The sequence below is a fragment of the Paenibacillus sp. Lou8.1 genome, from assembly GCF_024213565.1.
In the GTDB taxonomy this organism is placed as follows: Bacteria; Bacillota; Bacilli; order Paenibacillales; family Paenibacillaceae; genus Paenibacillus; species Paenibacillus polymyxa_B.
In genome coordinates, this window is sequence record NZ_JANAVN010000002.1 from 312,861 (window position 1) to 334,874 (window position 22,014).

Below are 22,014 nucleotides of genomic sequence, written 5' to 3' on the forward strand. Positions count from 1 at the left end.
TATGTATTATGGCAAGCTTTCAGAGGTACACAACAAAAAAGGACGGAAATATGTGGCTGTATAAGTATTACACTGGTGAAATCAACCCAGTAACAGGGAAGAAAAAACCATCTACCAAACGTGGTTTTAAAACCAAAGCAGAAGCAAAATTGGACGCAGCCCAAACTGAAAAGGAAGTAAAAGACGGTAAGTTCATTATACAAGATAAATCAATTACTTTCGAAGAGGTCTATGAGAAGTGGTATGAAACCAATTATAAAAGATTTAAGCTTCCAACCAGAAAAACAGTTCGCTCATGTTTCAAAGGTCAAATCCTTCCGCACTTCGGTAATATAAAAATAAAAGATATAACTCGTTCATATTGCCAAGATGTGATTAACAAAATTGCAGAAGATATTAAATCAGTGGGAAACATGAAGATGTATGCCAATCAAGTTTTCGAGTTTGCAGTCCTGATGGAAATAATCAAGAGCAATCCAATGGAGGTAGGTGTCATCATACCAAAAAAAGAAAGTGATCAATTAGCGGGGGAACAAAAAATGAGAAATTATTGGGAAAAACACGAAATCAAAAAATTCCTTGGAATAGCCAAGCAAGCATATAGCTATCGTGATCAATTGATGTTTCACCTATTAATTTATACTGGTGCGAGAAAAGGGGAAGTTCTGGCCTTACGTTGGAACGATATAGATTTTAGAGAAAAAACAATTAATCTTGATAAGACATTGTTTTTTGATAAAAAAACTTTCACGCCTTTGACCTCCAAAACGCATGCTTCCAGACGTGTTCTTAGTTTAGATGATACAACCCTTGCCTTACTAAAAAAACACCGTACAGAGCAAAGCAGAGGCATTGTGCAGCCAATAGGTCCTAACGATGACAGAATGGTTTTTACACGTGAGGATGGAACACCAATTCGCTTAGCTTATCCAAACGACAAACTGAATGAAATCATTCGCTCTAACAACTTACACAAAATAACCGTACATGGCTTAAGACACACCCATGCATCACTTTTGTTTGAAGCTGGGGCCAGCATTAAAGAAGTTCAGGAACGTCTTGGACATTCAGATATTAAAATGACTATGAACATTTACACGCATGTAACAAAAGCAGTAAAAGAAAAAACTGCTGATCGGTTTGAAAAATTCATGGAGTTTGAATCTCCAATCGCTGGTTCAGACGTGGTCACGAATGATCAGGAATAATAAAAATGGTCAAAATATGGTCACGGCACTTTCTAACTCAAAATTAAAGCCCCTGACCAGTGAAGGCCAAGGGCTGAAATTCCTTGATACACAAGGGATATTAACGTTTCGAAAACTGTGGTGCACGACGAGCGGCTTTGAAGCCGTATTTTTTAGGGTCAATGATACGCTCCCTCTTTAAATTGTCCCCAATTATATTTATCATACTTCAAATAAAACGCCGCCTCCCATACCTATTTTTTTCATTCTACCACCTTATCTAGAATGGGAAAAGATGTAATTATATAGACGAATGCAACAATCCATGAATTACAATTTTAAAGTTTTTTCAGATCCCCTTTAAAGTTAATGAAGTAAGTAACGATGTAGCAATATATATCCGATCTTTTCCATCTATTTGTTTTAAATATAAGAAACAAACCACTCCAGAAATAAGATACATTCAAGACATGAGTGCAGCCTCCTGATGTGTTATGCGCAAATTATATTCCGAGTACAAAAAATAAGCTCCATATCATTGGAGGTTTAATACAGCGCGTATTTCCATACGAGAAAATGTAATGATCTTTGGGGCACCATTCCAGCCCTCTATGATTACAATATAGAGCGTATATCGCTCTTGTTGTCCCCCTCTTCCAAAGCCAGCAGACGCGCCTTTATGTCCACTACACTGCTACCTGTTTTCAACTCCAGTTCCTTCATGTTGGGCCCACGTCATTGCTCAGTAGAATAACTGTAAAGTATTGGTAGTAGCGTTTTGATATCGGGTAACAAAGCGCTTAACTTCTTTGTTACCTGTCGTTTTCCGTATACTATACAGATCAGAACAATGAACGATAAAAGAGGATACAACTATTGCGCAACAATAGCGGATTAGACGGTTGCCAAAGCGACACTGAACTTTTGCAGAAGTTTACGATGGTGTACGTGAAGCCATGGAAAGAATATGGGGGCGATATTCCTGAGCCAGTAGGATAAGACAAGAACTAGCAGTAAACTTAATGTGTGTATTCCTAAAAGCCTGTGTCATCCAATGTTAAAAAGGGCTGCCGCAAATGTTTCCTTGAACCAGTATTGTCTTTAAAAACCTGAGCAAATGAGAAATTTACAATAAAATCCAGAGTTCACAACTCCGTTAACCCAGCCTAAACAGACGTATCCCAGCTAGTACCAGCCTCAAACAGCAGGTCATTCACCAGATTGATGCCAAGATGCCAAAGGCTGAGGATAGCTGCCACTTCCGTAAAACAGTTTCCAATTAAGCGTACAATCGCAGCACGTTAGATACATTTAAACTAATCAGGAAATTATCCAAGTAGGGGGAAATAACCATGGCATTTGAAGGTTATAGAGAAGACAAACGAGGACATTGGTTTGACTGGCCATTCCCCTTGTCGGTATCAATACTGTATGTAGATGCGGATGTAGACGTAGATGTAGATGAAACAGAAACGAAATGGTACCTCATTGTCGAAGAAGAAAAACATTTGATCCGAATTAGGGATGAAAAGCAAATTGAACTGCTTCATCACTGCATGTATGGAATCTTGTTAAATGACGAGAAGATCAACTGGATTATTGATAAAAATGGCGGTAGATTTACCTATCACGACAGTGTGCAAGATTTCATCAAATTCCAGAAAGAATACCTGGATATATTCTAAAAGCCTTGAACAGTTAAAAGCTCTGCAGACCAATTAAGGTAACAGAGCTTTTCGATTTATTTAAAATATTCACTTACTTCAAACGTTAAGAATACGATCGTATAGCATGTAATCCTTGCGGTTGCTGAATGATCCTTTATTGTTATCGTGCTTATTGATGGCATATGAAGCCGATCCAGATCCAGCCTGCTTGCTTTCGTACCATGTGATAAATTCATTGACCTCTTTCAGCTCAGATCGAATTCTTTCTCCAATCCTGTTGTCATTCCATGAGTGTCGAAGTTAGGGGGAATTTGTCCTGCAAAAAAAGATTCTATCAAACTTTGGCAGATAGGATCTTTTTCCGTTATTTAACAATTAATTAAACAACTGTCAAAAAAGGGTTATGGACATGTAAAGATTAAAGTTCGGAATGAAGGAACATCAAATCTCACTTGGAGTTTGCTTGGAGTTTGCAGGGTAACGGGAGAGAATATGTCTATAAAACTGTTGGCAAAGAAGACACATTAACGTGGACTAGTCTTAATTCATTCCCTAATGGGATGCCTTCAGGGGAATACGTAATTCAATTCAGAGCCAACGGTAACAAAGTTGAAGGCGAAGCTTGGGGTACTACTGGTCAGTACCCAGGAGACATTAACTAACCGTTACTACAAGCAGGGGAGCGTCTTGGAGTTAAATCCAAGGCGCTTTATGTATTCAAGTTGCCTTACTCAGTGTCTAACAAAAGCCCCGCCGACCAATTAAGGTTAGCAGGCCTTTTTGTATACTCTAAATTCAAACTGATTCCGCATATTATACACTCCGGCAATCTTAATCGTATCGGGAGAAAACTTCTACGGATCCTCCATAGTCTATAACCGATACCCAATCCTCGCCCAACGACTGAACAACGTACACCTTTACCTGGCTTAATGCAGCTGCAAATAGTTTTATATCCGACTTTAACACTCTATATGTATGGTTCATGCTGATCACCTCAATAATTTATTCGGTCAAAGGTATGGTAATCCCTTCAACGAAATAAGCTCTGCCAACCAATTAGGTTAGCAGAGCTTTTAGATTGTACGTTAGACAAAATTGTGGTTTCCCGTTTAATTAGTAACTACTATTCCAGTAGATAACTTAGGCATCAAACTGTCTTGCCTGTATAATAAAATTCATATATGCTCCGTACGTGTTACTGACTACTACCGTGTATTTAGTTTGTCTAGTGCTATAACCCGATATAGTTCTTTGCTCCCCGGCTGGTATTTTTTGAGTTGTACTAAGACCACCAGATAATATAAGTATAATATCTGTCGAACCATTATTCACTACATTAATATTAAACGATTCACCATTTGAAGGGACTAGTTCAAATGTAGTTTGATAATCATCATACCCGCGAAAGTTTGTGTATTGTATAGGAACCGAGCTGAAGGGTGTGATAATTGAGTGTGTGTCTCCTGGATTTTCCTCCAATTCACCAACTCCTGTTACCACCTCTGGTTCATTGTCAAAACTTGCCGCAGAAGTTATTGGGCTTAAAGATAAAAAAAGAGTTGCAACCAATCCTAGTCCAATAATTTTTTTCATGATAACTTGCCTCCACTTTTTGTATTTGTATTTACAGTTTATATTATACACCTTATTCCATTATTGGTTTTCTATTGGACAAATAAACTAGTATTTCGACATAAAAATGATTCTGTAGTTCTATTATTTATAGGATTTACCAGAAGATTTTAGTAATATGCTCCGTCCTACCTATACGGTAAGAGGGGTGTTTGCTATTTTATGATAAATTCCACTCGGGTACCATCTTCGTAGTCATCCAACTTGTGACCAACCCACGATCCAGCTCCACGATTATCCTTTGGACTTATGTACTTAATGTCTGCATCCTCTCCACCTTCGGAACACATCGCCATAGGCCATTCATCCCTATCCTTGCCCTTCTTGGTGGGCGCGCCCTTTAGGGACAACTCACGATTATGGTCGGCTCCATCACGGACTATGGTGCATACTGGTGATTTTCCCGCCTGAATGGCTTCCTTAATATGCTGTGCCGTTTCGTGATAACGGTCTTACGGAAATTCCAGCTTAACCGTGTCTGCCGATACCTGTGATATTGGAACGGCTACAGGGTCGCTCTTAGTAGGCTTTACAACATCTTGTTGTACGCTGCAGCCAGCTATTAGGATTGTAATTAGTACGGTGAATATCCATTTAAACATATGTATTCCTCCCCATAACGTAAAAAAACACCCAACCAGCGTGTCCAGTAGAGTATCACCTATACTTTATGGTCATTCTATAGAATAAATTTCGCTCCCTCTAAATATTTTAAAGTTTATCTATAAACTCTTAGGCTAAACGCTTTGAAGTAAATCTAGGACAGCCTACAATATTTATCATTAGCCCTAATACTCCAGATATGATTGCAATCACAACAGAAGCACCTAAATTCTCAAATAAATAGTCACCTATCATCCAGCCCGCTACACCACAAGCTAGACCAAATACAACAGTCATAATTAGACATGTTACAGGAACAAAAAGAAGAAGTAGGCACACGATAAAAACCCAAGCACCAACCCACCATTCTCCCTCTGGCCACCAAGTTCTATTAGCCCATCTACCAGCGACTACAGACACCATCAGGATTTCGCATAGAACAAATATTTCTGCTAAACCCGCAGTTTTGTAATCTCTAATATCCTCCGCTACTTCTCTTCTAATACTCAATACAATCACCCTTACGCATGTTAATATTAAACATACAATATTGCTTTCACACACTTGAAAACACCCCACCAGCTTAGCCAGTAGGGTGTGACATCCTTTTAAGCTACCTTTGTCTAAACCGTTCTGCCTCTCGATCATCTAAATATTTTTCCAGTCTAGACATCACACGTTTATACTTTTCTGCTTCATCTTTCTCTTTTTCAATATTCTCAGAAATTTTGTGCAAATCAACGCTATAAATTACAGATAAGTTAATACCGAGCCTTAAAGATGTAAGAAGCATGTAAAAAACAAATAAGAAGAAAAAAAACAATTTTATAAACTCATTAGTAATCAAAATGGCGAAAAAGGAGTAAAAAACAACAACAAAAGAAGCGATCAATCCAGTAATAATATATTTAATAATCTTTTTCAAAAGATTATCACTCAGTAACGCCATAACTGAATTAGCTTTAATACTACCAAGTACAGATAAAACCGTAATATAGATGCCCACAAAGATTGAAGCAATCGTTGTAATCGTTCCGATATTAGGTTCTATAATCAAGTCATAACTATGATAAAGAAATTTTTCCAGTGAATAAAGCCCATAACTCATATTAAAAAGAATTAATAGCTTGTTACCTAGAAATATCAAAACAAAAAGAGAGCACACTATCCAGATTAGCCCTTTTTCAAGAAACCATCCAATTCGATCGGCCCAACGAGATGTTCTCATTAAAATCAGTTCACTCTCATAGCTTCATAACTAATTATTAAGCTGACTGTTCATCTTCATCTCTTTGACCTTGCTGAATTGGTACAAAATATTTTTCCCCTGGCAAAGGCACCAAAGCAGGCATATTTGCTTCTTCATCATAAGGCATTCTTCGGATTGCGATAGAGCCCTGTCTACCCTTTTCAATATAACGCTCTAAAATTTTATCTCCTATGAATTCCCAGCCATGATTAGCTTTGTCTCCTTCGAGAACTGAATCGCTTTTCACGCCTATATTTTTCAGTTCCAGTTCTTGAGTTTTTTTGCTTTGCGGAGTTTTATACTTTACTTTACAAGATAAGATTGAATCGTTCTCATTGATTTGCAGTAGATCAATGAGCCTTAAAATCTCCACACTATCTAGATCAACTTTTCTTTTACGGCCCTTTCCAAAACTAAGCTCCACTATGGGCGCGTCAGTTTCCTCATTAATTGTACCAGCTAGATTCATTAATCCACCGAACACAGAGCTACTTTGTGATGGATTTTGAGAGCGAAGTAACGTCGCAGCAAAATCTTCATCTTCAGCATTCATTTTTAAAGTTACGCTTTTGATGTCATTAGATCTTCTAATGTCAGCTAAACTAAGTTCAGAGTCAACTGGCAGGAAACTAACCGCCCATTGTTTCCTTGGATTATCCATAGGGAAAAATGAATTAAGATAATCTTCAATATCCTGTACTTTTACTCCAAAATAATTAAACTCTACTAATACAGTCCTTACCAGTGGTATCGTAACCAAAGTAACCATCTCAATGATATCTTTGTCAATCATACTCGCTTGATCAGAATTAATATCACCAGCATATGGTTTAATTGACTGTCTATACTTTCCAATGCAAGCCACTCTGCAGGTCTGATCCAAATCGTGATGTGGCATCTTAACATGAAACAAGGCAGTAGGGTGAAATTTAATCTTTCTAAGACGATTATGCCAATCAATATTCATAACTGCTTCAAGAAAATCAGAAAAATATAAAGTAGTTGCGGTTCCGTTTAGTGTTATTACGACATTATAATAATGAAACTTTCTTGCCATCTTCAATTGCCTCCGTCCTGTAACCTAGGAAATTTATACTATTTTCATAGTTCTATGATCCCTGATTATGGAACGTTTGGCAATTGGAACAAATGTTCTTCAGTAGAACGTATGTTCCCTATATATTATTATATATAATATACCTATATAAATCTAGTCATTTATTCCACTGCTAAACCCGTTACAGTCGCCCGTTCTGCTGGAGCGGTTTCTTGCAACGACTTAGGCACCGCGCTTTCCGTCACTTCTGGTCCTGTAGCCTGTGTAAGTATCTCCGTTACCTTTGCTGCCAAAGAAGATACAGCTTCCTTAGCAGCCGCTTGAGTAGCTTCTTCACTCTGCTGTGCTTCGGTAGCAAACATTGTTTTTGTCTTAGCCTTATACTCTAGATATGCCTTTTCAATCGCGGACCTTAGCTCTACTTGGGATACTACGATACCTTGACTAGAAAGAGTAAGTGAAACATACTGCAAAGCCTCCTGAAGCTTTCGTTCACCGTCAGCCTGCTTGACAGCTGTTTGAGCAAAGGCAAAGCCCTCTCCAGCAATCTTATGGATTACTTCTCTCTGTGCCGCCGTAGTACGCGCCTCAAGCCATGCGTTTGCTTTACCTTTAACTGTGTTCAGTCCAGCCAAAACGAATGTCGTGAGTATACCTATGGCGGCTGTAGCAATAGTGGTCACATACGGTTGTACACCTTCGATTAATGTTTGCATGATTATTTATCTCCTTTCGTCTTCAGACCAGCAATTCTATTCTTAGAATCCCATGAAACTTCGGCTCCATAAGATTCTGCGATTGGCCGAAGTTGAACGTAAGCGATACCTTCCACAAGCTGCACAGATTGCAATTTACGATTATTTAAATATGCCACCTTTTTAGAATTGTCCCAACGTAAAGGGATACCAAGAGCATTCGCCAGCACGCGCAACGGAACGTGAGTCTTTCCATCAAACAGCAGAGCTTTACCCACATTCTCTCCGTTGATCTGGAATGATCCATCCGCAACAGTCGCAGGCTCTTCTTTGGGTACGGATGTCTTCTTCCTAAACCGTGTCCGAAGCTCATCTGCCGTACCGTCAAATTCATTCAAATCGACCGGACCCGCTATGCCAGCCACCTTACGTGTGCCGGACGGCAATGTGCCACCAGCCGAGCCGTCGCTATACTGCCAGAAATCCCAGCGTGACCAACCAGATGCGCCAGCCGGGACCTGTGTGGCGCTGTACCGGGCAATCCACAATGGGTAATCTGATAAACCGCTGAAATTACCGATGAACGAAGGATATGTGTACACGATTGGTCGTACTCCAGTAAGCCGCTCAACTTCCGCCAGAAATGTCTTGGCTACGGCTGTAAGAGCCGCTTTGCTTAAGCCGGACTTATTGGACTCATAATCCATTACTGGTGGTAGATCGAAAGCCGTGATGCCTCCGGCTGAATCAATGGCGCTCACGAAGTTTGCAGCTTCCTTTCGGGCATCCTCTGGCGTTTTCGCAGAGTCGTCTACATAGTGATAAGCTCCTACTAGGACTCCGACAGCTCGTGTAGCCTGTGCATTACCGATGAATGTTTTGTCGCGGTATGACTTCCCTTGACTAGCCTTGGTGAAGGCAAACGATAAACCGTCTTCCTTCACTGCCTTCCAATCAATCTTTCGTTGATATCGGGATACGTCAATCCCTTGAGCATTACGGCTGTTCGTTGTTGCATCCTCTTTCTCTCCTTCCTTACCACTTTTACTTTTCAAAACTTCTACGGCCTGTCGGATCACAGGCGGGATAGGGGCTCCGAGTCTGCCGCCATTCTCCAAAATGGACAGCAGCTCATTTGCCATATAAAAATAGGCGACCGCATCCCGGAATAGGTGCGAATCGCCTAAGATTCCATCAATTAGATGGGATACTGCTACCATTGCAAAAATAAATACCTTTCGAGCGATACCGATGAGACCAATCTTGCTTTTTAAACCGGGTCCAGTTCCCTTCTTACCTTCTGCGCCAGCAGCAAATAATCCGGTCACATAATCAATTATGACCAGCGCAAGTAACACCCCCAATACTCCCGACCACCCACCGTAAAAATACGTCACAGCGCTACTACCTAAAGCTGCGCTGAACTTAAAAATCTCCCACTTATCCAACCTTCTTTCCCCCGTCTCTCCGTTCAGGAAACTTTTCCTGAGCTATCATTGTCTGTTTTCTGATCTTCTTGCGCCTGTATCTCTGCTAATGTATCTCCTATTGCTATATCCAATCCTTTAAGTATTTCTTTCCGGCGCGCTGGTTGCGTAGAAATGACAGCAGAAATGACCTCAGTCAATTCTTCAACTGGCCTTGTTAGATCTATTTGTATATCCAATGCGGATTTTATTTTTGCCACGGGTTTCATCACCTCCTTGGACAACAAAAAAGACATCTTTAACTTATAGATGCCCTTGATTGTTCCTTATTATAAATTTTCAAAAGCCATTCACGACCTAACTGAGTAAATCTACGGTGATAGATCACTTTTCCGTTATCAAGAACTTCTTGTTTGATTTCAACATAACCACAATCTGCGTATCTGCTGTACAGTAGCCATGTATCATTCTGTCTGAATTGAATCTTTCGATTGCCTAAATCATGGTTAAGAGCAATTGCTGACTTAAATCCGAGTTCCTTGGCAATCTCCGTAGCCGTATACGTTTTGTTTACATGCATTAGGATTGCATTTGTCCTTTCCGCCTGTACTCTGGCAGCGCGTTCTTCCTTGAGCTTAGTCAGTAGTTCAATTCCAAAGTCAGGATTATTAAGGATATTATCAATCACATTGTCCGTAGCATATATTCCATGCTTCCTGATTGACGGCAGTATTTCATCAGCTACCTTGGCCTGAAATGCTTCAGCTACTTCGTTTCTTGCCTTCATCGCCAAGCGGTAAAAGATGTTTTCAGGAATATAATCCCCTTTCCCAGCTTGTTGGGAAGAATCAGCGTCCCCACTTGAGCGGATGAACCTAAATTCCGACAAGTGTTTATTTACTCTCTCCCAGCGCACAACCTCATTTCCACTCGCAGCTCTTTGAGTAAAACCCAACCCGCGAGAAACATCTTCTAAATTCAATTGCGCCGTGCCGTTACCATCAATAAATCCTCTTACTCCGTGAATTGTAAGTATATCCATTACTGATCTCACCTTTCTTTGTACGCAAAATAAGCCCCTGAGTTATCAGAGGCTTCTATACTTATATCTTAAATTGGTACTGTTGCTGTAACGCTGCGGATTTTAAAGGGAAACATTGTTCAGTGAAAATAAAGTTGTAAACAGACCATACGTTTCCAAGCTAACAGGCAGTACAGTTCCAATTATGGTAATATGGGGGATAATCTTTTATTTGAGTTAGGAGCGAGTTACCCATGGATCTACTCATAATTATTTTAGTGATCGGTTTTATAATCATAGTAAGTTATCTCAGGGCAATTCATATTTCTCTTCAGCGAATTATAGAATATAAGCGTAAAGAAAATGAATAGCTATTTTGGGTGTGCCAAAGTGTTGGGTGACATAGTTAAACCAACATAGAGATGATTGTTACATACGTGTTGGCTTAATCAACGACATATGGAGGTTAATTAGGCAATGGATAACTGGAATGATAAAAATACTTGGGAACAGAGTGAGATTCATATTGACCAACTAACAGGCGAAATTGATCAGATTCTACACGAGATAATTAACGGGCTAGGGGATCTAGGTATAGCATGCGGTATCATTAGGGAATTTAGTTATAATCCTGAGGAACACGAACCTGGACTATTAGTATTGAGAACTCTATAACCGTGCTCACCTTGGATATCTTATTCCAATATATGAGACAGTATAGAAAAATCAAGGATGCGTTGAATCATTTTACGCGTGATCACTTTCCATACATTACTTAATCAGGCATCAATGGTGAAGGTTATTCACAGATAGGTTAGACTCAATATGTTGTAATATATTGGTGTATAGCTACATTATAACTATTCGACTTTCTTAGCTTAGGAGGTTCTAAAGAATGCCTTATCCAATGGTCCATTTTGCTATAGCTTTAGAACTTTGCTCACGTACTCCATCTTCTAATTTCTTAATTGGGAGTATTGCTCCAGATGCTGTCCATGTAAGGGGAGATGTGACAAGAAGCGAAAAGGGTATTACACATTTTGTTTGTGAAGATAGATTCCCTAGTAGTGAGGTGCTTAAGGAAAGATGCCAGTATTATTTAAATCTTAATGTTGAGACTAACTGGACAGATTACATACTAGGGTATTTTGCTCATATCTATGCGGACATAAGATGGACGGAAACAGTCTATTCGAATTTTGAACGTGAGTACCAAGGAGAAAAAGATGAAATAAGAAAAATCTATAATATGGAGGCAAACCAGGTAGAATTTAATTTAATCAAAAGAGAAGAATGGGCAGAAGATGTTCTCAACAAGCTCTATGTAGGAAATGCCTATAGTATTGAACCATTGTTAACACAAATTGAAGTAAGTCAGTACCGAGATATAAAACTACAATGGCTACGTAATAAGGACAATGAACCCCAGATAACCCCAATTTATTTAAAAGAAGATGTGGTTAAGGGGTTTGTTACAAAGACATCGCATGAGCTTAACGACTTATATAAAAAATGGGGAATCGAGTCTCTCTAAGTAAGACTTGTTTAAGCTATCGGGACACGGCAGTTTAATATCGCCCATTGTTGAGCAGACACATAAGTCTGCTCTTTGGGTATTAGCGCTAATTTGACTATTTTTAAAATTGAGTTGTTTATCATTTTAAAGCATTATAAGATGGTTTCAGACATCGATGTACTTTAAAAGAAAGAGAAGAAAATATGAAGGCTGAAATTGAAAAAATACCGTCTTGTAGAATTGCATACATGAGACAGATTGGTCCTTATGGGATTACAAATTCACAACTAATGGATAAATTTAAATGTTGGGTTAAATCGAATAATTTATTTAATAATACGTCTATTATCCTTGGTATTGCTCAAGATAATCCTGCATTTGTGAAGCCGGTAAATTGTCGCTACGATGCATGTTTGGTTCTTCCTGATGATTACTGTGTTAATACTGATGAAGTAAGTCTAAGCAACATTAGTGGAGGAAGATACGCGGTTTTTAAGATAAATCATACAGCAGAAGCTGTTCAAAAGGCTTGGTCTGAAATATTCCTGGAGTTGGAAAATCAAAGGTTCAGCTTAGATGAAACCAAACCCATTTTGGAGCGATATACAGTTGAACTTATTAATAATCATTATTGCGAAATTTGCGTTCCGATTCAATAGACCTATTAAGATATAGTTTGTTTCTTTATTGAAAACAGTCTAAAAACCTTCCCTTATATAAGAGTAAAAGCCCTCTGTTTAAGAGGGCTTTTCAGAGTGTCGAGAAAGTCCAGAGGACTTTTCGACAATTCTATTTTTATATGGGGAGACGCATCTTTTAAAACAAAAATCGATTTAAAACGATCTGAGGACCCTAGTTTTTAGACCACTAAGACAGTTTTAAACCCCCTGCAAAAAAACAGGGGGTTTCTCGACAGCCTGAAAAGCCCTCTGTTTAAGAGGGCTTTTGTGTATACAGTATATAATTTTTGTTTGCTACTAGATTACTACATATTTATTTAGTAGCTAATGCTGCTTTAAGTTGTTCTAGCTCTTTTTTATGCTCTAATAAACTGTCTTTGGATTCTTGTAATTCCTTTTTTGTCTTAGTGGCGCTTTTTTTCAATGCGCTCAATAAGTCTTTGATCGTCGCCTGCCGCACCTATTTTTCTATCGATGTCAGTCAATGACTTTTCATATTTTTTAATATTATTATTAAGTATTTCGATCAATTCTTCCACTGTTCCAATGTGCTTTACAATTAGTTCCTTGGACCAATTGGTATATGGGTTATCTTTCAAAGCTATTGCTTGTGACTGCTCTTTAACAACCACATTAGAAGAAGGAGTTCCTGTTGCAATTTCAATAGTTCTCCCCTTCACCGCTAAGTTCGCCCCCAAAGATTCTGAGATCGAGTGCAAAGGTACATACGCTGTACCATCGACGGCAATAGCGTTTTCAGACAATGTTGTTCCATATACTCTCACATTGTATTCCCCTGCAACAGTCTTCCCAACTAGTGATTTCACTTGATCTGCCGCAGCTCCACCAGAAGTAGCTAGCAGTACTCCAAGTAAAGCACCTATAAACATATACATCTTTTTATTCATCTAATGCCTCCGCTAATGGTCTATTCGTTCTCATATTACCATTGGAAGATATTGTCGTAAACATTTATGTTGAACATGAACTGCTACTCCCACCTACAGGACTTCTACGACCCAAGAGCATTAAGCTACCACCCGAACCTCTTCGACCTAAAGAAATGGTCTCTTGTCCTGTTAAGGCATAAGCCACAGGTCCGAATGAATCAACCTTAATTCTTCGACCTGTCTTACCTGTAAGATGATTTCAACTGCCAGACAAAACTATTAGGCCCTGGTGGAGGTATATATCCCGGAGAAAATTGTAATTTCTAATCAAGCCGAGGTAGTTAGGAACTTTGTTGAAACCACTTATTATAGTTACAAGAAGAAAATTATTCTACGTTACGATTAAATCTTTCCATAGAGGACTTTGCGTATTGAGCAAAATGAATCTGTTCATTTATAAGCACATACATGTATGCCAGTAAGATCAATGAAAAAAGTAAAATCAATCCGCTTATATGGAAACCACATACGGATAAAATAGCGAGTGCTGGCAGCAGTGATATCAATAAAAAAACTCCGATTCGTTTCATCATATTATTTCCTTTTCTCATGTCATTTTCGCAATCTGAGATATACATATATTAGGCTTGCACTGGCCCCCAATTGGCTCCTTTCATTCGTACAAAAGTAAAAACCTCTCCAAGTGTGATATGTTCCTCTCATAGTAGACAGAAAAGAGCAAGCCATCTAATCTGTCTATTATGGAGGGGATTTTTCTATGGGAGAAAGTTGATCTGTACCTCAAAAAGGGAATCGGATATAAAAACGTGGCACGAGAAATGGAGATTGACGCTTCGCTGGTTCGCCGATGGGCGAGACACTTCAAAGCCGAGGGAATGAAAGATCTAGAGGAAAACGATACATAGCAAAAGGGCCTGGCATCGGCAGACCTCGAACACGACCCCCGAAGATCCGGAGGTCAAGCTGAAACGCCTCGAAGCAGAAAATGAAATGCTAAAAAAGCTCTTGCAGATGTCAAAGGAGGAATGAAGGCTGTACCCAAGAGTAAAAAGTTTGCGGTGATCCAAGAATTGCTTAGTAAGGGACATAGCTTCGTACTACTATGTAAACTGGACCGAGTGTCCAAAAGTGGTTTTTATAAGTGGATAACATGGAAGATGTTGTTTCACCCAAACAGCGGGAAGATGAAGCTATGAAGCTAAAAATCATGGCATGTGACGAGGAACTGAAGGGAATACACGGTTACCGCAGGATAAAGGTTTAATTGAATCAAATCTACAGCATACATATGAATCATAAGCGCGTACGGAGACTTATAAGTGAACTGGGGATCAAGGCGATCATTCGTAGGAAAAGACCCTACTATGCCAAGAAAGAACCCTAGGTCATTTCTGGCAATCATCTGAACTGGGAGTTTAAGGCTGACCTGCCGAATAAGAAGTGGGTAATAGACATCATTTACCTCATGTTCAATGGACAGAGACTCTACCCTTCCGCGATTCAGGATCTTTTTAACAACGTAATTGTTGCCTAACAGATCAGCCGCAGAAACGATTTGAGCCTGGTGTTAGATACGGTGAAAAAGGCAAGGAAGCGACAGGATGCTCGAGGTGTTCTACTGTATAGCGACCAAGGATTTCAATATACCTCTCGCCAATATACCAACCTGCTCAAGCGAGACGGAATACAGGCCGACATGTCCCGAAAAAGAAACTGCAGGGACAAGGCATGTATAGAGAACTTCTTCAGTCATTTTAAAACCGAGTGTTTCTATCTCCACTCCTTCCATTAGCTCAACAGGTGGAGCATGCCGTTCAAAAGTATATTCATTTCTACAACCAGGAACGCTTTCAAGAGAAACTAAACAACCTGACTCCTTCTCAGGCTGCTTAATTATTGCTTTTTGATAGCTGTTTTCTTGACAGGGGTCACTTCATGTTTGCGGATGCTTCTCAATTTACTTTGCGAAGAAACCAAGATCAGATAGCGACTTGACCTTCTTCGGCTTTTTATTTTCCACCTTACCACCGTGGAGAATGATTTCGAATTCCCGGTTTCTGTTCTTGGTCTTCATGAGCGCTCTAATCTTTGGAATGGTCATATTAGTCCATTCTGAATCAGAAATACCATTACTCACGCATAGAGCCAAAGTTCTATCCAGTTTATTTTCCGATCATCCTCAGGAACCTCTTGGTCTTCTTCGTCGAAGGTTCATAAACTTCATCAGGTGGAAACAACTCCTTATAGAAATCGTTCTAAGAGGCCGTCCAACTGCGTAATCCCCTCTTCGTCTACTTTCTCATATTCTTCCTCTGTCAATCCTTCACCAACACAAAATTAAAGCCTTCCTTATGAAATGCCTCAACTTTAGGCCAATCGACCTCGACCCGTTCTTCTGTAGCTTCCCATTTTTCGCGACTAATCAAAAAGAAAATTTATATTGATTGCAGCTCATGAGTTGTCGTACCTGACATATCAAAGCAATAGTTCCGATTTGTCACAACAAAAAAGAAGGTGGGAAAAGTTTCCCGACCTTCTTAGCATTCATATTTCTATGTCTGAATAATATCATCTTTTTTACAAAGTTATCCATTTCAACTTTGAAGATAGGCTTTGGAGTAGTGGTAGTGTTTAATGGATCTTATTACTGCCACTACGTTCTCTTGCCATGCTACACAATCTCCTCATAAATGCGTCTGCTTACTATGAGTGTAATTAGACAAACTGACGATGGAAATCGTACAGTCTTTTCTAAGGCGGCTACATATAATGTTCCATATATCATTAAGAATGGCTTAAACAGTCAACTTTAATATAGTAAGAGTGGTATTGGTAAAGTTATGAAGTTGGGCTGGGGTTGCATTTGCATTTACCAATTGAATAGTTGTAGGAACGACCCCTACAGTAATAATGACTTCTGCCGAAATTGGTCCGCCACCGTTACCCGTGAAGGGAACAGGGGTAACAGGGATTCCATTTACGGTAAGGTTAAAGTTAGCATCACCTTGGTTATGAATTGTAAAATCTATTAGATAGCTCCCCGTTTCATTGATTGTTATCGTTGTAGATGGAGGAGTGAAAGTAAATGCACCACCAACATTAGCTAAAACTCCTGTAAAGGTAATTGGTGAGTTACCCGGAACTGTGTCAGTTCCCGTACCAGGATCTGCTCGGAAAACACTTAAGAAGTCTGTTATCCCGGCGCCTGCAGGCCCTGCCGCCCCCGTTGCTCCTGCTGGTCCTGCTGGTCCTGCTGGACCTACCGCTCCTGCCGGCCCCACTGGTCCTGCTGGACCTACCGCTCCTGCCGGCCCCACTGGTCCTGCTGGCCCTACTGCTCCTGCTGGTCCTGTTGGTCCGAGAATTCCTTGAAAACCTTGTAGCCCTTGCTGGCCTTGAGCGCCTGGAACTCCCTGTGGACCCGGCAGTCCCTGAGGTCCTTGAGGTCCTTGAGGTCCTTGAGGTCCTTGAGGTCCTTGAGGTCCTTGAGGTCCTTGAGGTCCTCGGATCCCTTTAACAATAACTTTCGGTAACACTTTGACTTTTTTAACTACACATCTTCTAAATTTTCTCCGATGCATATTCTTCTGCCAACAATAATGTCGAAACATAATTAATGGTCACCTCCAAAGTCTAGTCAAAGTAGCATATTGTGCAATTAACCAAAAAGATTGGGCTGTTGACTTCATCTCGGGAAAATAGGCATAGGTCTGACCCTATCGTGTTAGCATTATTACAGCTCATCCTTCTGAAGCTTAATATCCAGTTCAATCAACCGGTCCAAATCCTACACTGTCAGTATTTTTATATTTCCAGCTTGCAAATCCTTTACCCAAAAAGGGAGATGAGATAATGACTAGATTGTTAGATGCTCGAACATCACAAAACGCAAGTTACGGTAATACAATCTCTATTCCCTTGCCAGCCAATACACCCGTTGCCATTGCTGAGCTTGGCTTAGATGTAACGGGCGCAGGGGAAAACATGCGTGTACAATTATCCGGGATAGCTGAGCTTGCATTTCCTACCCCTCCACCATTCGACTCCGTTATTTCTTTTTCCATTGTTAGAGGCAATTTCGATTCGCTTGTTGCTTACGCCCTTTACTCTGTAAGTGTCTCCGAAGCAAACCCAAACGCTGTACAGGTCGTCACCATAGATGCTTCCGATTACAATATCCCTCTACCACCTTCAAATGAATTGGTGTATACCTTATATCTATTTTGCACAGCAGATGCTACCCGAATAGGAATAGAAAGTTTTAATGCTGTTGCCTACTCAGATTAAAATTGAACCATCCCATGGAGGGCAAAGCCCTCTTATTTTTCTTCTATCTGTCCTTGAGAGACGATGCTTTCCATCTGTCGTTCTTTTTTGGTATAGTTTACTTAAAGGGGCTGATCAAATGGGATTCATGCTTATTTTTATTGCGATTATTTTTTTCTCACTTGGTATTTTAAGTAAACGAAATCCCACTTGGGGATGGCGTGCAAACGAAGCCTGGAAGATCAAAGGTGACTCTGAACCAAGTGATGCTTACATTGATGACATGAAATTTAGAGGCTCTGTTTCGATACTCTTTGGGTTCTTCTTTTTAACATGTGGACTTTTAGTTATATTCCTGTAAATTCTACTATCTGTTTTCAATCCTCAAAATACCCTTATCCAAAAGACACTTGCTGTTTAGCTGAAGCTCCTAAAATATCATTTAGCATATTTTCAAAAACAGAAATCTGTCTCTTATCCATAGTTTCCACTAATCGAACTTCCTTAATCTTAGACCGGCCTGCCGCTGTAATAAGTAGTAAAGATCATTTTTCTCCCATTGTATTTACTCATCTAACCAGTCACCCTATAAGGAAGAACAATGCAGAAACTCGACTCGTCACTCTTTTCACAGCCGACACTTATCCACACACCTCCAAAAAAATAGAGATGAATAGCATGGAGAACTATGAGTCTGTTACTGAAAATTTATTCTGATAATAAAATTTTTGGGGGCAACTAGGGGGCAATTATAAATAAACTTAATAATTTTTTTTACCTACCACAAATAAAAAAATCCCTCAACGCTTAGAGCGCTAAGGGATTTCCCATTTTAGTAAAGAGTTAGATATTGATCGCGTTCCCATTGATGTACTTGGGTGCGATACATATCCCATTCAATTTCCTTAAGCTCATAGAAGTAGGCCAGAGCATGGTCGCCCAGTGCGTCAGAGATAACTTCGCTCCGAATAAGCTCAGACAAAGCTTCTTTCAAGTCTGCTGGCAGACTTGGAATGCCTTCTTCAATCCGCTCTTCCTCAGACATTACGTAAATGTTACGATCAATCGGAGCTGGCAGAGCTAACTGACGTTTGATACCATCCAAACCTGCTCTCAGCATCACTGCCAAGGCCAAATAAGGATTCGCTGCCGGGTCAGGGTTACGAACTTCGACGCGAGTGCTCAGACCACGGGACGCGGGAATCCGAATCATTGGACTGCGATTGCTTGCAGACCAAGCCACATAACAAGGCGCTTCATAACCTGGTACGAGACGTTTGTAGGAATTTACCGTTGGATTCGTGATCGCTGCCATTGCACGTGCATGTTTAAGAATACCAGCCATGTAGTGGCGGGCCGTCTGGCTTAATCCGAGTTCGTCCGTTTCATCATAAAATACGTTTTCATTGTCCTTAAACAACGATTGATTGCAGTGCATACCGGAGCCATTTACACCAAACAAAGGTTTTGGCATAAAGGTAGCATGCAAACCATGCTGACGAGCAATCGTCTTAACAACGAGCTTGAACGTTTGAATCTGGTCGGCAGCTTTAATCGCATCTGCATATTTAAAGTCAATTTCATGCTGACCAGGTGCAACTTCATGATGAGATGCTTCAATTTCGAAGCCCATCTCTTCAAGCTTAAGTACAATTTCACGACGGCAGTTTTCACCCAGATCCATCGGAGCCAGGTCAAAATACCCGCCTTGGTCATTCAGTTCTGTAGTTGGCTCGCCTTTTTCATCCGTTTTGAACAAGAAGAATTCAGGCTCTGGTCCGACATTCATCGAAGTGTATCCCAACTCTTCTGCTTCCTTAAGTACACGTTTCAAGATGCCCCGCGGGTCACCTGCAAACGGAACTCCATCCGGCTTATAAATATCGCAGATTAAACGAGCTACACGATCCGAGGTTACCCAAGGGAATACCACCCAAGTGTCCAAATCCGGATATAAATACATGTCAGATTCTTCAATACGCACATAACCTTCTATGGAAGAACCGTCAAACATCATTTTATTATCCAATGCCTTTTCCAGTTGACTAACCGGAATTTCAACGTTCTTAATAGTGCCCAGCAAATCTGTAAATTGCAAACGAATAAAGCGTACATTTTCTTCTTTCGCAATCCGAAGGATATCTTCTCTGCTATAACTCACTCTAACCTCTCCCTTTCTGTAACGACTATATACGAATCAGTTGTTCTATAAATTACTTAAATGATGAGACCTGGTTTTAAAGTAAGGCGACCTTATACCAAGAGGTAAGTCAAAGCATTATCTCTTATTGAAGAACCGTGATAATTCGCCTTGGATTAGGGAGACCTGTCCTGGTCTTTTGCCTGCAACAAGTTGTTGTTTCAGTAAGCGGTGAAGCTGAGTATCGGACATTTCACGGCGTTTGACTTCCGTATCTGCAGTAATAACCGTAGCTTCCTCCGATTCCTTGGTAACCGGATTCATGACTTGTTTAATTCCCGCAATGTTAACACCCTTCTCGATCAACGCCTTAATTTCAAGCAGACGCTCTACGTCATTAAAAGAAAAAAGACGTTGGTTTCCCGATGTACGGGCAGGAACTATCAAGTTATGCTGTTCATAATAACGAATCTGACGTGCTGACAAGTCCGTTAGCTTCATGACAATACCTATTGGAAATAAGGCCATATTTCTGCGAATTTCGTCGCCCATTTGTCATCAACCTTCCAGTGATCTATTATTCACCTTATTGTACATTTAGCTGATGCAAAGTGTCAATGACATGTTAGAAAAACTCACAATAATTTACGTTCTTTCATCGTTTGCAGAGCCATAAGCACTCCAAATTTAACATGAGAGTAGGTTAAGCCCCCTTGCATGTAACCAATATAAGGCTCACGAATCGGAGCATCTGCAGATAGTTCCAAACTTCCCCCTTGTATGAACGTACCTGCTGCCATGATAACTGGATGCTCATAACCCGGCATATCCCACGGCTCCGGCACCACATGGCTATCCACGGCAGCCGCACGCTGAATGCCCTGTACAAAAGCAATTAGATGCTCTGGTCCGCTAAAAGAAATAGCCTGAATCAAATCCGTACGCTCTTCATGCCAGGCAGGTTTGGTCTCAAATCCCATCTCCTCAAAGACCGCAGCTGCGAATACACTCCCTTTAACCGCTTGCCCAACCAGTGTTGGAGCAAGGAATAGTCCCTGAAATATGCCTCGTGTAGTACCTAACATGGCACCTACTTCTCCACCGATTCCAGGTGCAGTTAATCGGTAGGATGCCAGTTCTACATACTTTTGTTTGCCGCAGATATATCCACCCGTTTCTGCAATGCCACCACCGGGATTTTTAATCAACGAACCTGCCATCAAATCGACACCGACCTGAGTAGGTTCCAACTTCTCGGTAAATTCACCGTAGCAATTGTCAACAAAGACAATGACGTCAGGTTTTATTTCCTTCACACGTGCTGTCATTTCTTCAATATCTGCTACACTAAACGAAGCTCTCCAATCATAACCGCGTGAACGCTGAATACCGATTACTTTGGTATTGGCATGGATCGCAGCCTCCACCGCTTCCCAGTCCACTTTACCTTCCGCTGTCAGTGCGGTTTCTCCATAAGTAACGCCAAAATCTTGCAATGATCCTGTCCCGTCGCCGGGCTTACCAATCACTTTGTGCAGGGTATCATAAGGCCTCCCGGTAATGTATAACAGTTCATCCCCTGGACGCAGCACACCAAATAAAGCAGTGGCAATTGTATGAGTACCCGAGGCAAAATGCGGACGCACCAATGCTGCCTCCGCACCGAGCACATCCGCATAGACTTCTTCCAGCACCTCACGTCCCCGGTCATTGTAAGCATATCCCGTAGAACCCGCAAAATGAAAATCACTCACTTGCTTCCGCTGGAATGCCTGAATTACCTTCCACTGATTTGAATCTACAATATGATCTATGTGCTGTATACGTTCTTGTATTTTATGTTCTGCCGTTTCCTGAATTTGCTGAATTTCTGGACTAAAAACTACCATTTACCTTCTTGACCCTCTCTCTTACGCAGCCTTAGGCTATTCATGTTATATTATTGTTCACTTTGAACGAT

Annotated in this window: 27 protein-coding genes and 3 pseudogenes; 12 read left to right on the plus strand and 18 right to left on the minus strand. The window is 40.5% G+C overall.

Going from position 1 to position 22,014, the window contains the following annotated elements; translation table 11 throughout:
- Positions 1-8 precede the first annotated feature (8 nt).
- The 3 genes from NLX78_RS04370 (at position 9) to NLX78_RS04375 (ending at position 2,872) form a co-directional block, all read left to right on the plus strand.
- Positions 9-1,208: a site-specific integrase gene (locus NLX78_RS04370; protein ID WP_254349718.1), complete on the plus strand. Its 1,200-nt coding sequence runs from the start codon at positions 9-11 to the stop codon at positions 1,206-1,208.
- 855 nt (positions 1,209-2,063) lie between these two features.
- Positions 2,064-2,186, plus strand: a complete 123-nt coding sequence (locus NLX78_RS26450) for a hypothetical protein (protein ID WP_257785362.1) — start codon at positions 2,064-2,066, stop codon at positions 2,184-2,186.
- 353 nt (positions 2,187-2,539) lie between these two features.
- The gene (locus NLX78_RS04375; protein ID WP_235309660.1) at positions 2,540-2,872 is read left to right on the plus strand and encodes a hypothetical protein; all 333 of its coding nucleotides are present in this window, start codon (positions 2,540-2,542) and stop codon (positions 2,870-2,872) included.
- Between the two features lie 56 nt (positions 2,873-2,928).
- On the opposite strand, the pseudogene NLX78_RS04380 reads toward NLX78_RS04375, so the two are convergent.
- The 12 genes and pseudogenes from NLX78_RS04380 to NLX78_RS04435 form a co-directional block, all read right to left on the minus strand.
- Positions 2,929-3,138: pseudogene (locus NLX78_RS04380) on the minus strand (fibronectin type III domain-containing protein); the annotation flags it as partial.
- A gap of 483 nt (positions 3,139-3,621) precedes the next feature.
- Positions 3,622-3,841, minus strand: a pseudogene (locus NLX78_RS04385) (hypothetical protein).
- A gap of 156 nt (positions 3,842-3,997) precedes the next feature.
- Positions 3,998-4,450, minus strand: a complete 453-nt coding sequence (locus tag NLX78_RS04390; protein WP_254349719.1) for a hypothetical protein — start codon at positions 4,448-4,450, stop codon at positions 3,998-4,000.
- A 194-nt stretch (positions 4,451-4,644) separates the two neighbouring features.
- Positions 4,645-4,938: pseudogene (locus NLX78_RS04395) on the minus strand (NucA/NucB deoxyribonuclease domain-containing protein); the annotation flags it as partial.
- Positions 4,939-4,941: 3 nt separating this feature from the next.
- The gene (locus NLX78_RS26860) at positions 4,942-5,091 is read right to left on the minus strand and encodes a hypothetical protein (RefSeq protein WP_459700252.1); all 150 of its coding nucleotides are present in this window, start codon (positions 5,089-5,091) and stop codon (positions 4,942-4,944) included.
- A 130-nt stretch (positions 5,092-5,221) separates the two neighbouring features.
- Positions 5,222-5,602: a hypothetical protein gene (locus tag NLX78_RS04400; RefSeq protein ID WP_254349720.1), complete on the minus strand. Its 381-nt coding sequence runs from the start codon at positions 5,600-5,602 to the stop codon at positions 5,222-5,224.
- 103 nt (positions 5,603-5,705) lie between these two features.
- Positions 5,706-6,320 carry a hypothetical protein gene (locus NLX78_RS04405; RefSeq protein WP_254349721.1) on the minus strand — a complete coding sequence of 205 codons (615 nt, stop codon included), beginning with the start codon at positions 6,318-6,320 and terminating at the stop codon, positions 5,706-5,708.
- Positions 6,321-6,357: 37 nt separating this feature from the next.
- Positions 6,358-7,398, minus strand: coding sequence for a hypothetical protein (locus tag NLX78_RS04410; RefSeq protein WP_254349722.1), 1,041 nt, complete (start codon positions 7,396-7,398; stop codon positions 6,358-6,360).
- 161 nt (positions 7,399-7,559) lie between these two features.
- Entirely contained in the window at positions 7,560-8,114 is a 555-nt protein-coding gene (locus NLX78_RS04415) for a phage holin, LLH family (RefSeq protein WP_254349723.1), read from the minus strand.
- Between the two features lie 2 nt (positions 8,115-8,116).
- Positions 8,117-9,541, minus strand: coding sequence for a GH25 family lysozyme (locus NLX78_RS04420; protein ID WP_367987674.1), 1,425 nt, complete (start codon positions 9,539-9,541; stop codon positions 8,117-8,119).
- Positions 9,542-9,564: 23 nt separating this feature from the next.
- Positions 9,565-9,780, minus strand: a complete 216-nt coding sequence (locus tag NLX78_RS04430) for a hypothetical protein (RefSeq protein ID WP_254349724.1) — start codon at positions 9,778-9,780, stop codon at positions 9,565-9,567.
- Between the two features lie 38 nt (positions 9,781-9,818).
- Positions 9,819-10,562, minus strand: coding sequence for a phage antirepressor KilAC domain-containing protein (locus NLX78_RS04435; protein WP_254349725.1), 744 nt, complete (start codon positions 10,560-10,562; stop codon positions 9,819-9,821).
- Positions 10,563-11,436: 874 nt separating this feature from the next.
- On the opposite strand from NLX78_RS04435, the gene NLX78_RS04440 reads away from it, so the two are divergent.
- Positions 11,437-12,075, plus strand: coding sequence for a zinc dependent phospholipase C family protein (locus NLX78_RS04440; RefSeq protein ID WP_254349726.1), 639 nt, complete (start codon positions 11,437-11,439; stop codon positions 12,073-12,075).
- 185 nt (positions 12,076-12,260) lie between these two features.
- Positions 12,261-12,716, plus strand: a complete 456-nt coding sequence (locus NLX78_RS04445) for an AraC family transcriptional regulator (protein ID WP_254349727.1) — start codon at positions 12,261-12,263, stop codon at positions 12,714-12,716.
- A 425-nt stretch (positions 12,717-13,141) separates the two neighbouring features.
- On the opposite strand, the gene NLX78_RS04450 is transcribed toward NLX78_RS04445, so the two are convergent.
- Positions 13,142-13,645, minus strand: coding sequence for a 2,' 3'-cyclic nucleotide 2'-phosphodiesterase (locus NLX78_RS04450; protein WP_254349728.1), 504 nt, complete (start codon positions 13,643-13,645; stop codon positions 13,142-13,144).
- A 743-nt stretch (positions 13,646-14,388) separates the two neighbouring features.
- On the opposite strand from NLX78_RS04450, the gene NLX78_RS04455 reads away from it, so the two are divergent.
- The 5 genes from NLX78_RS04455 (at position 14,389) to NLX78_RS26680 (ending at position 15,541) form a co-directional block, all read left to right on the plus strand.
- The gene (locus NLX78_RS04455; protein ID WP_254349729.1) at positions 14,389-14,553 is read left to right on the plus strand and encodes a transposase; all 165 of its coding nucleotides are present in this window, start codon (positions 14,389-14,391) and stop codon (positions 14,551-14,553) included.
- Between the two features lie 236 nt (positions 14,554-14,789).
- Positions 14,790-14,912 (plus strand): hypothetical protein, encoded by a 123-nt coding sequence (locus tag NLX78_RS26455; RefSeq protein WP_302055263.1) that lies wholly within the window; start codon positions 14,790-14,792, stop codon positions 14,910-14,912.
- The gene (locus NLX78_RS26670; protein WP_367987678.1) at positions 14,913-15,032 is read left to right on the plus strand and encodes an IS3 family transposase; all 120 of its coding nucleotides are present in this window, start codon (positions 14,913-14,915) and stop codon (positions 15,030-15,032) included. It begins immediately after the preceding gene.
- A gap of 192 nt (positions 15,033-15,224) precedes the next feature.
- Positions 15,225-15,440: a hypothetical protein gene (locus NLX78_RS26675; RefSeq protein WP_367987680.1), complete on the plus strand. Its 216-nt coding sequence runs from the start codon at positions 15,225-15,227 to the stop codon at positions 15,438-15,440.
- 8 nt (positions 15,441-15,448) lie between these two features.
- Positions 15,449-15,541, plus strand: a complete 93-nt coding sequence (locus NLX78_RS26680) for an IS3 family transposase (RefSeq protein ID WP_367987707.1) — start codon at positions 15,449-15,451, stop codon at positions 15,539-15,541.
- A gap of 902 nt (positions 15,542-16,443) precedes the next feature.
- Here NLX78_RS26680 and NLX78_RS26865 read toward each other — a convergent pair.
- Positions 16,444-16,965, minus strand: coding sequence for a BclA C-terminal domain-containing protein (locus NLX78_RS26865; RefSeq protein ID WP_483311669.1), 522 nt, complete (start codon positions 16,963-16,965; stop codon positions 16,444-16,446).
- Between the two features lie 14 nt (positions 16,966-16,979).
- Complete coding sequence (locus tag NLX78_RS26870) at positions 16,980-17,168, minus strand: hypothetical protein (RefSeq protein ID WP_483311670.1); 189 nt, start codon at positions 17,166-17,168, stop codon at positions 16,980-16,982.
- 332 nt (positions 17,169-17,500) lie between these two features.
- Here NLX78_RS26870 and NLX78_RS04470 point away from each other — a divergent pair, with 332 nt between their 5' ends.
- Positions 17,501-17,935, plus strand: a complete 435-nt coding sequence (locus NLX78_RS04470; RefSeq protein ID WP_254349731.1) for a hypothetical protein — start codon at positions 17,501-17,503, stop codon at positions 17,933-17,935.
- A 118-nt stretch (positions 17,936-18,053) separates the two neighbouring features.
- Positions 18,054-18,275 carry a DUF6199 family natural product biosynthesis protein gene (locus tag NLX78_RS04475; protein ID WP_043882525.1) on the plus strand — a complete coding sequence of 74 codons (222 nt, stop codon included), beginning with the start codon at positions 18,054-18,056 and terminating at the stop codon, positions 18,273-18,275.
- A 471-nt stretch (positions 18,276-18,746) separates the two neighbouring features.
- Here the strand turns inward: NLX78_RS04475 and glnA are convergent, their stop codons facing one another.
- The 3 genes from glnA to NLX78_RS04490 all read right to left on the minus strand — a co-directional run bounded on the left by glnA (position 18,747) and on the right by NLX78_RS04490 (position 21,943).
- Positions 18,747-20,075, minus strand: coding sequence for a type I glutamate--ammonia ligase (gene glnA, locus NLX78_RS04480; protein WP_013310575.1), 1,329 nt, complete (start codon positions 20,073-20,075; stop codon positions 18,747-18,749).
- Between the two features lie 117 nt (positions 20,076-20,192).
- Positions 20,193-20,606, minus strand: a complete 414-nt coding sequence (locus tag NLX78_RS04485; RefSeq protein ID WP_007430683.1) for a MerR family transcriptional regulator — start codon at positions 20,604-20,606, stop codon at positions 20,193-20,195.
- Positions 20,607-20,689: 83 nt separating this feature from the next.
- Complete coding sequence (locus NLX78_RS04490) at positions 20,690-21,943, minus strand: methionine gamma-lyase family protein (RefSeq protein ID WP_254349732.1); 1,254 nt, start codon at positions 21,941-21,943, stop codon at positions 20,690-20,692.
- Positions 21,944-22,014 lie beyond the last annotated feature (71 nt).

Coding starts and splice junctions, on each gene's coding strand:
- NLX78_RS04410 (WP_254349722.1), bottom strand. CDS start 7,398: ATGGCAAGAAAGTTTCATTATTATAATGTCGTAATAACACTAAACGGA.
- NLX78_RS04455 (WP_254349729.1), top strand. CDS start 14,389: ATGGAGGGGATTTTTCTATGGGAGAAAGTTGATCTGTACCTCAAAAAG.
- NLX78_RS04415 (WP_254349723.1), bottom strand. CDS start 8,114: ATGCAAACATTAATCGAAGGTGTACAACCGTATGTGACCACTATTGCT.
- NLX78_RS26860 (WP_459700252.1), bottom strand. CDS start 5,091: ATGTTTAAATGGATATTCACCGTACTAATTACAATCCTAATAGCTGGC.
- NLX78_RS04405 (WP_254349721.1), bottom strand. CDS start 6,320: ATGAGAACATCTCGTTGGGCCGATCGAATTGGATGGTTTCTTGAAAAA.
- NLX78_RS04490 (WP_254349732.1), bottom strand. CDS start 21,943: ATGGTAGTTTTTAGTCCAGAAATTCAGCAAATTCAGGAAACGGCAGAA.
- NLX78_RS04470 (WP_254349731.1), top strand. CDS start 17,501: ATGACTAGATTGTTAGATGCTCGAACATCACAAAACGCAAGTTACGGT.
- NLX78_RS04375 (WP_235309660.1), top strand. CDS start 2,540: ATGGCATTTGAAGGTTATAGAGAAGACAAACGAGGACATTGGTTTGAC.
- NLX78_RS04445 (WP_254349727.1), top strand. CDS start 12,261: ATGAAGGCTGAAATTGAAAAAATACCGTCTTGTAGAATTGCATACATG.
- NLX78_RS04440 (WP_254349726.1), top strand. CDS start 11,437: ATGCCTTATCCAATGGTCCATTTTGCTATAGCTTTAGAACTTTGCTCA.
- NLX78_RS04370 (WP_254349718.1), top strand. CDS start 9: ATGGCAAGCTTTCAGAGGTACACAACAAAAAAGGACGGAAATATGTGG.
- NLX78_RS04390 (WP_254349719.1), bottom strand. CDS start 4,450: ATGAAAAAAATTATTGGACTAGGATTGGTTGCAACTCTTTTTTTATCT.
- NLX78_RS04475 (WP_043882525.1), top strand. CDS start 18,054: ATGGGATTCATGCTTATTTTTATTGCGATTATTTTTTTCTCACTTGGT.
- NLX78_RS04485 (WP_007430683.1), bottom strand. CDS start 20,606: ATGGGCGACGAAATTCGCAGAAATATGGCCTTATTTCCAATAGGTATT.
- NLX78_RS04450 (WP_254349728.1), bottom strand. CDS start 13,645: ATGAATAAAAAGATGTATATGTTTATAGGTGCTTTACTTGGAGTACTG.
- NLX78_RS04435 (WP_254349725.1), bottom strand. CDS start 10,562: ATGGATATACTTACAATTCACGGAGTAAGAGGATTTATTGATGGTAAC.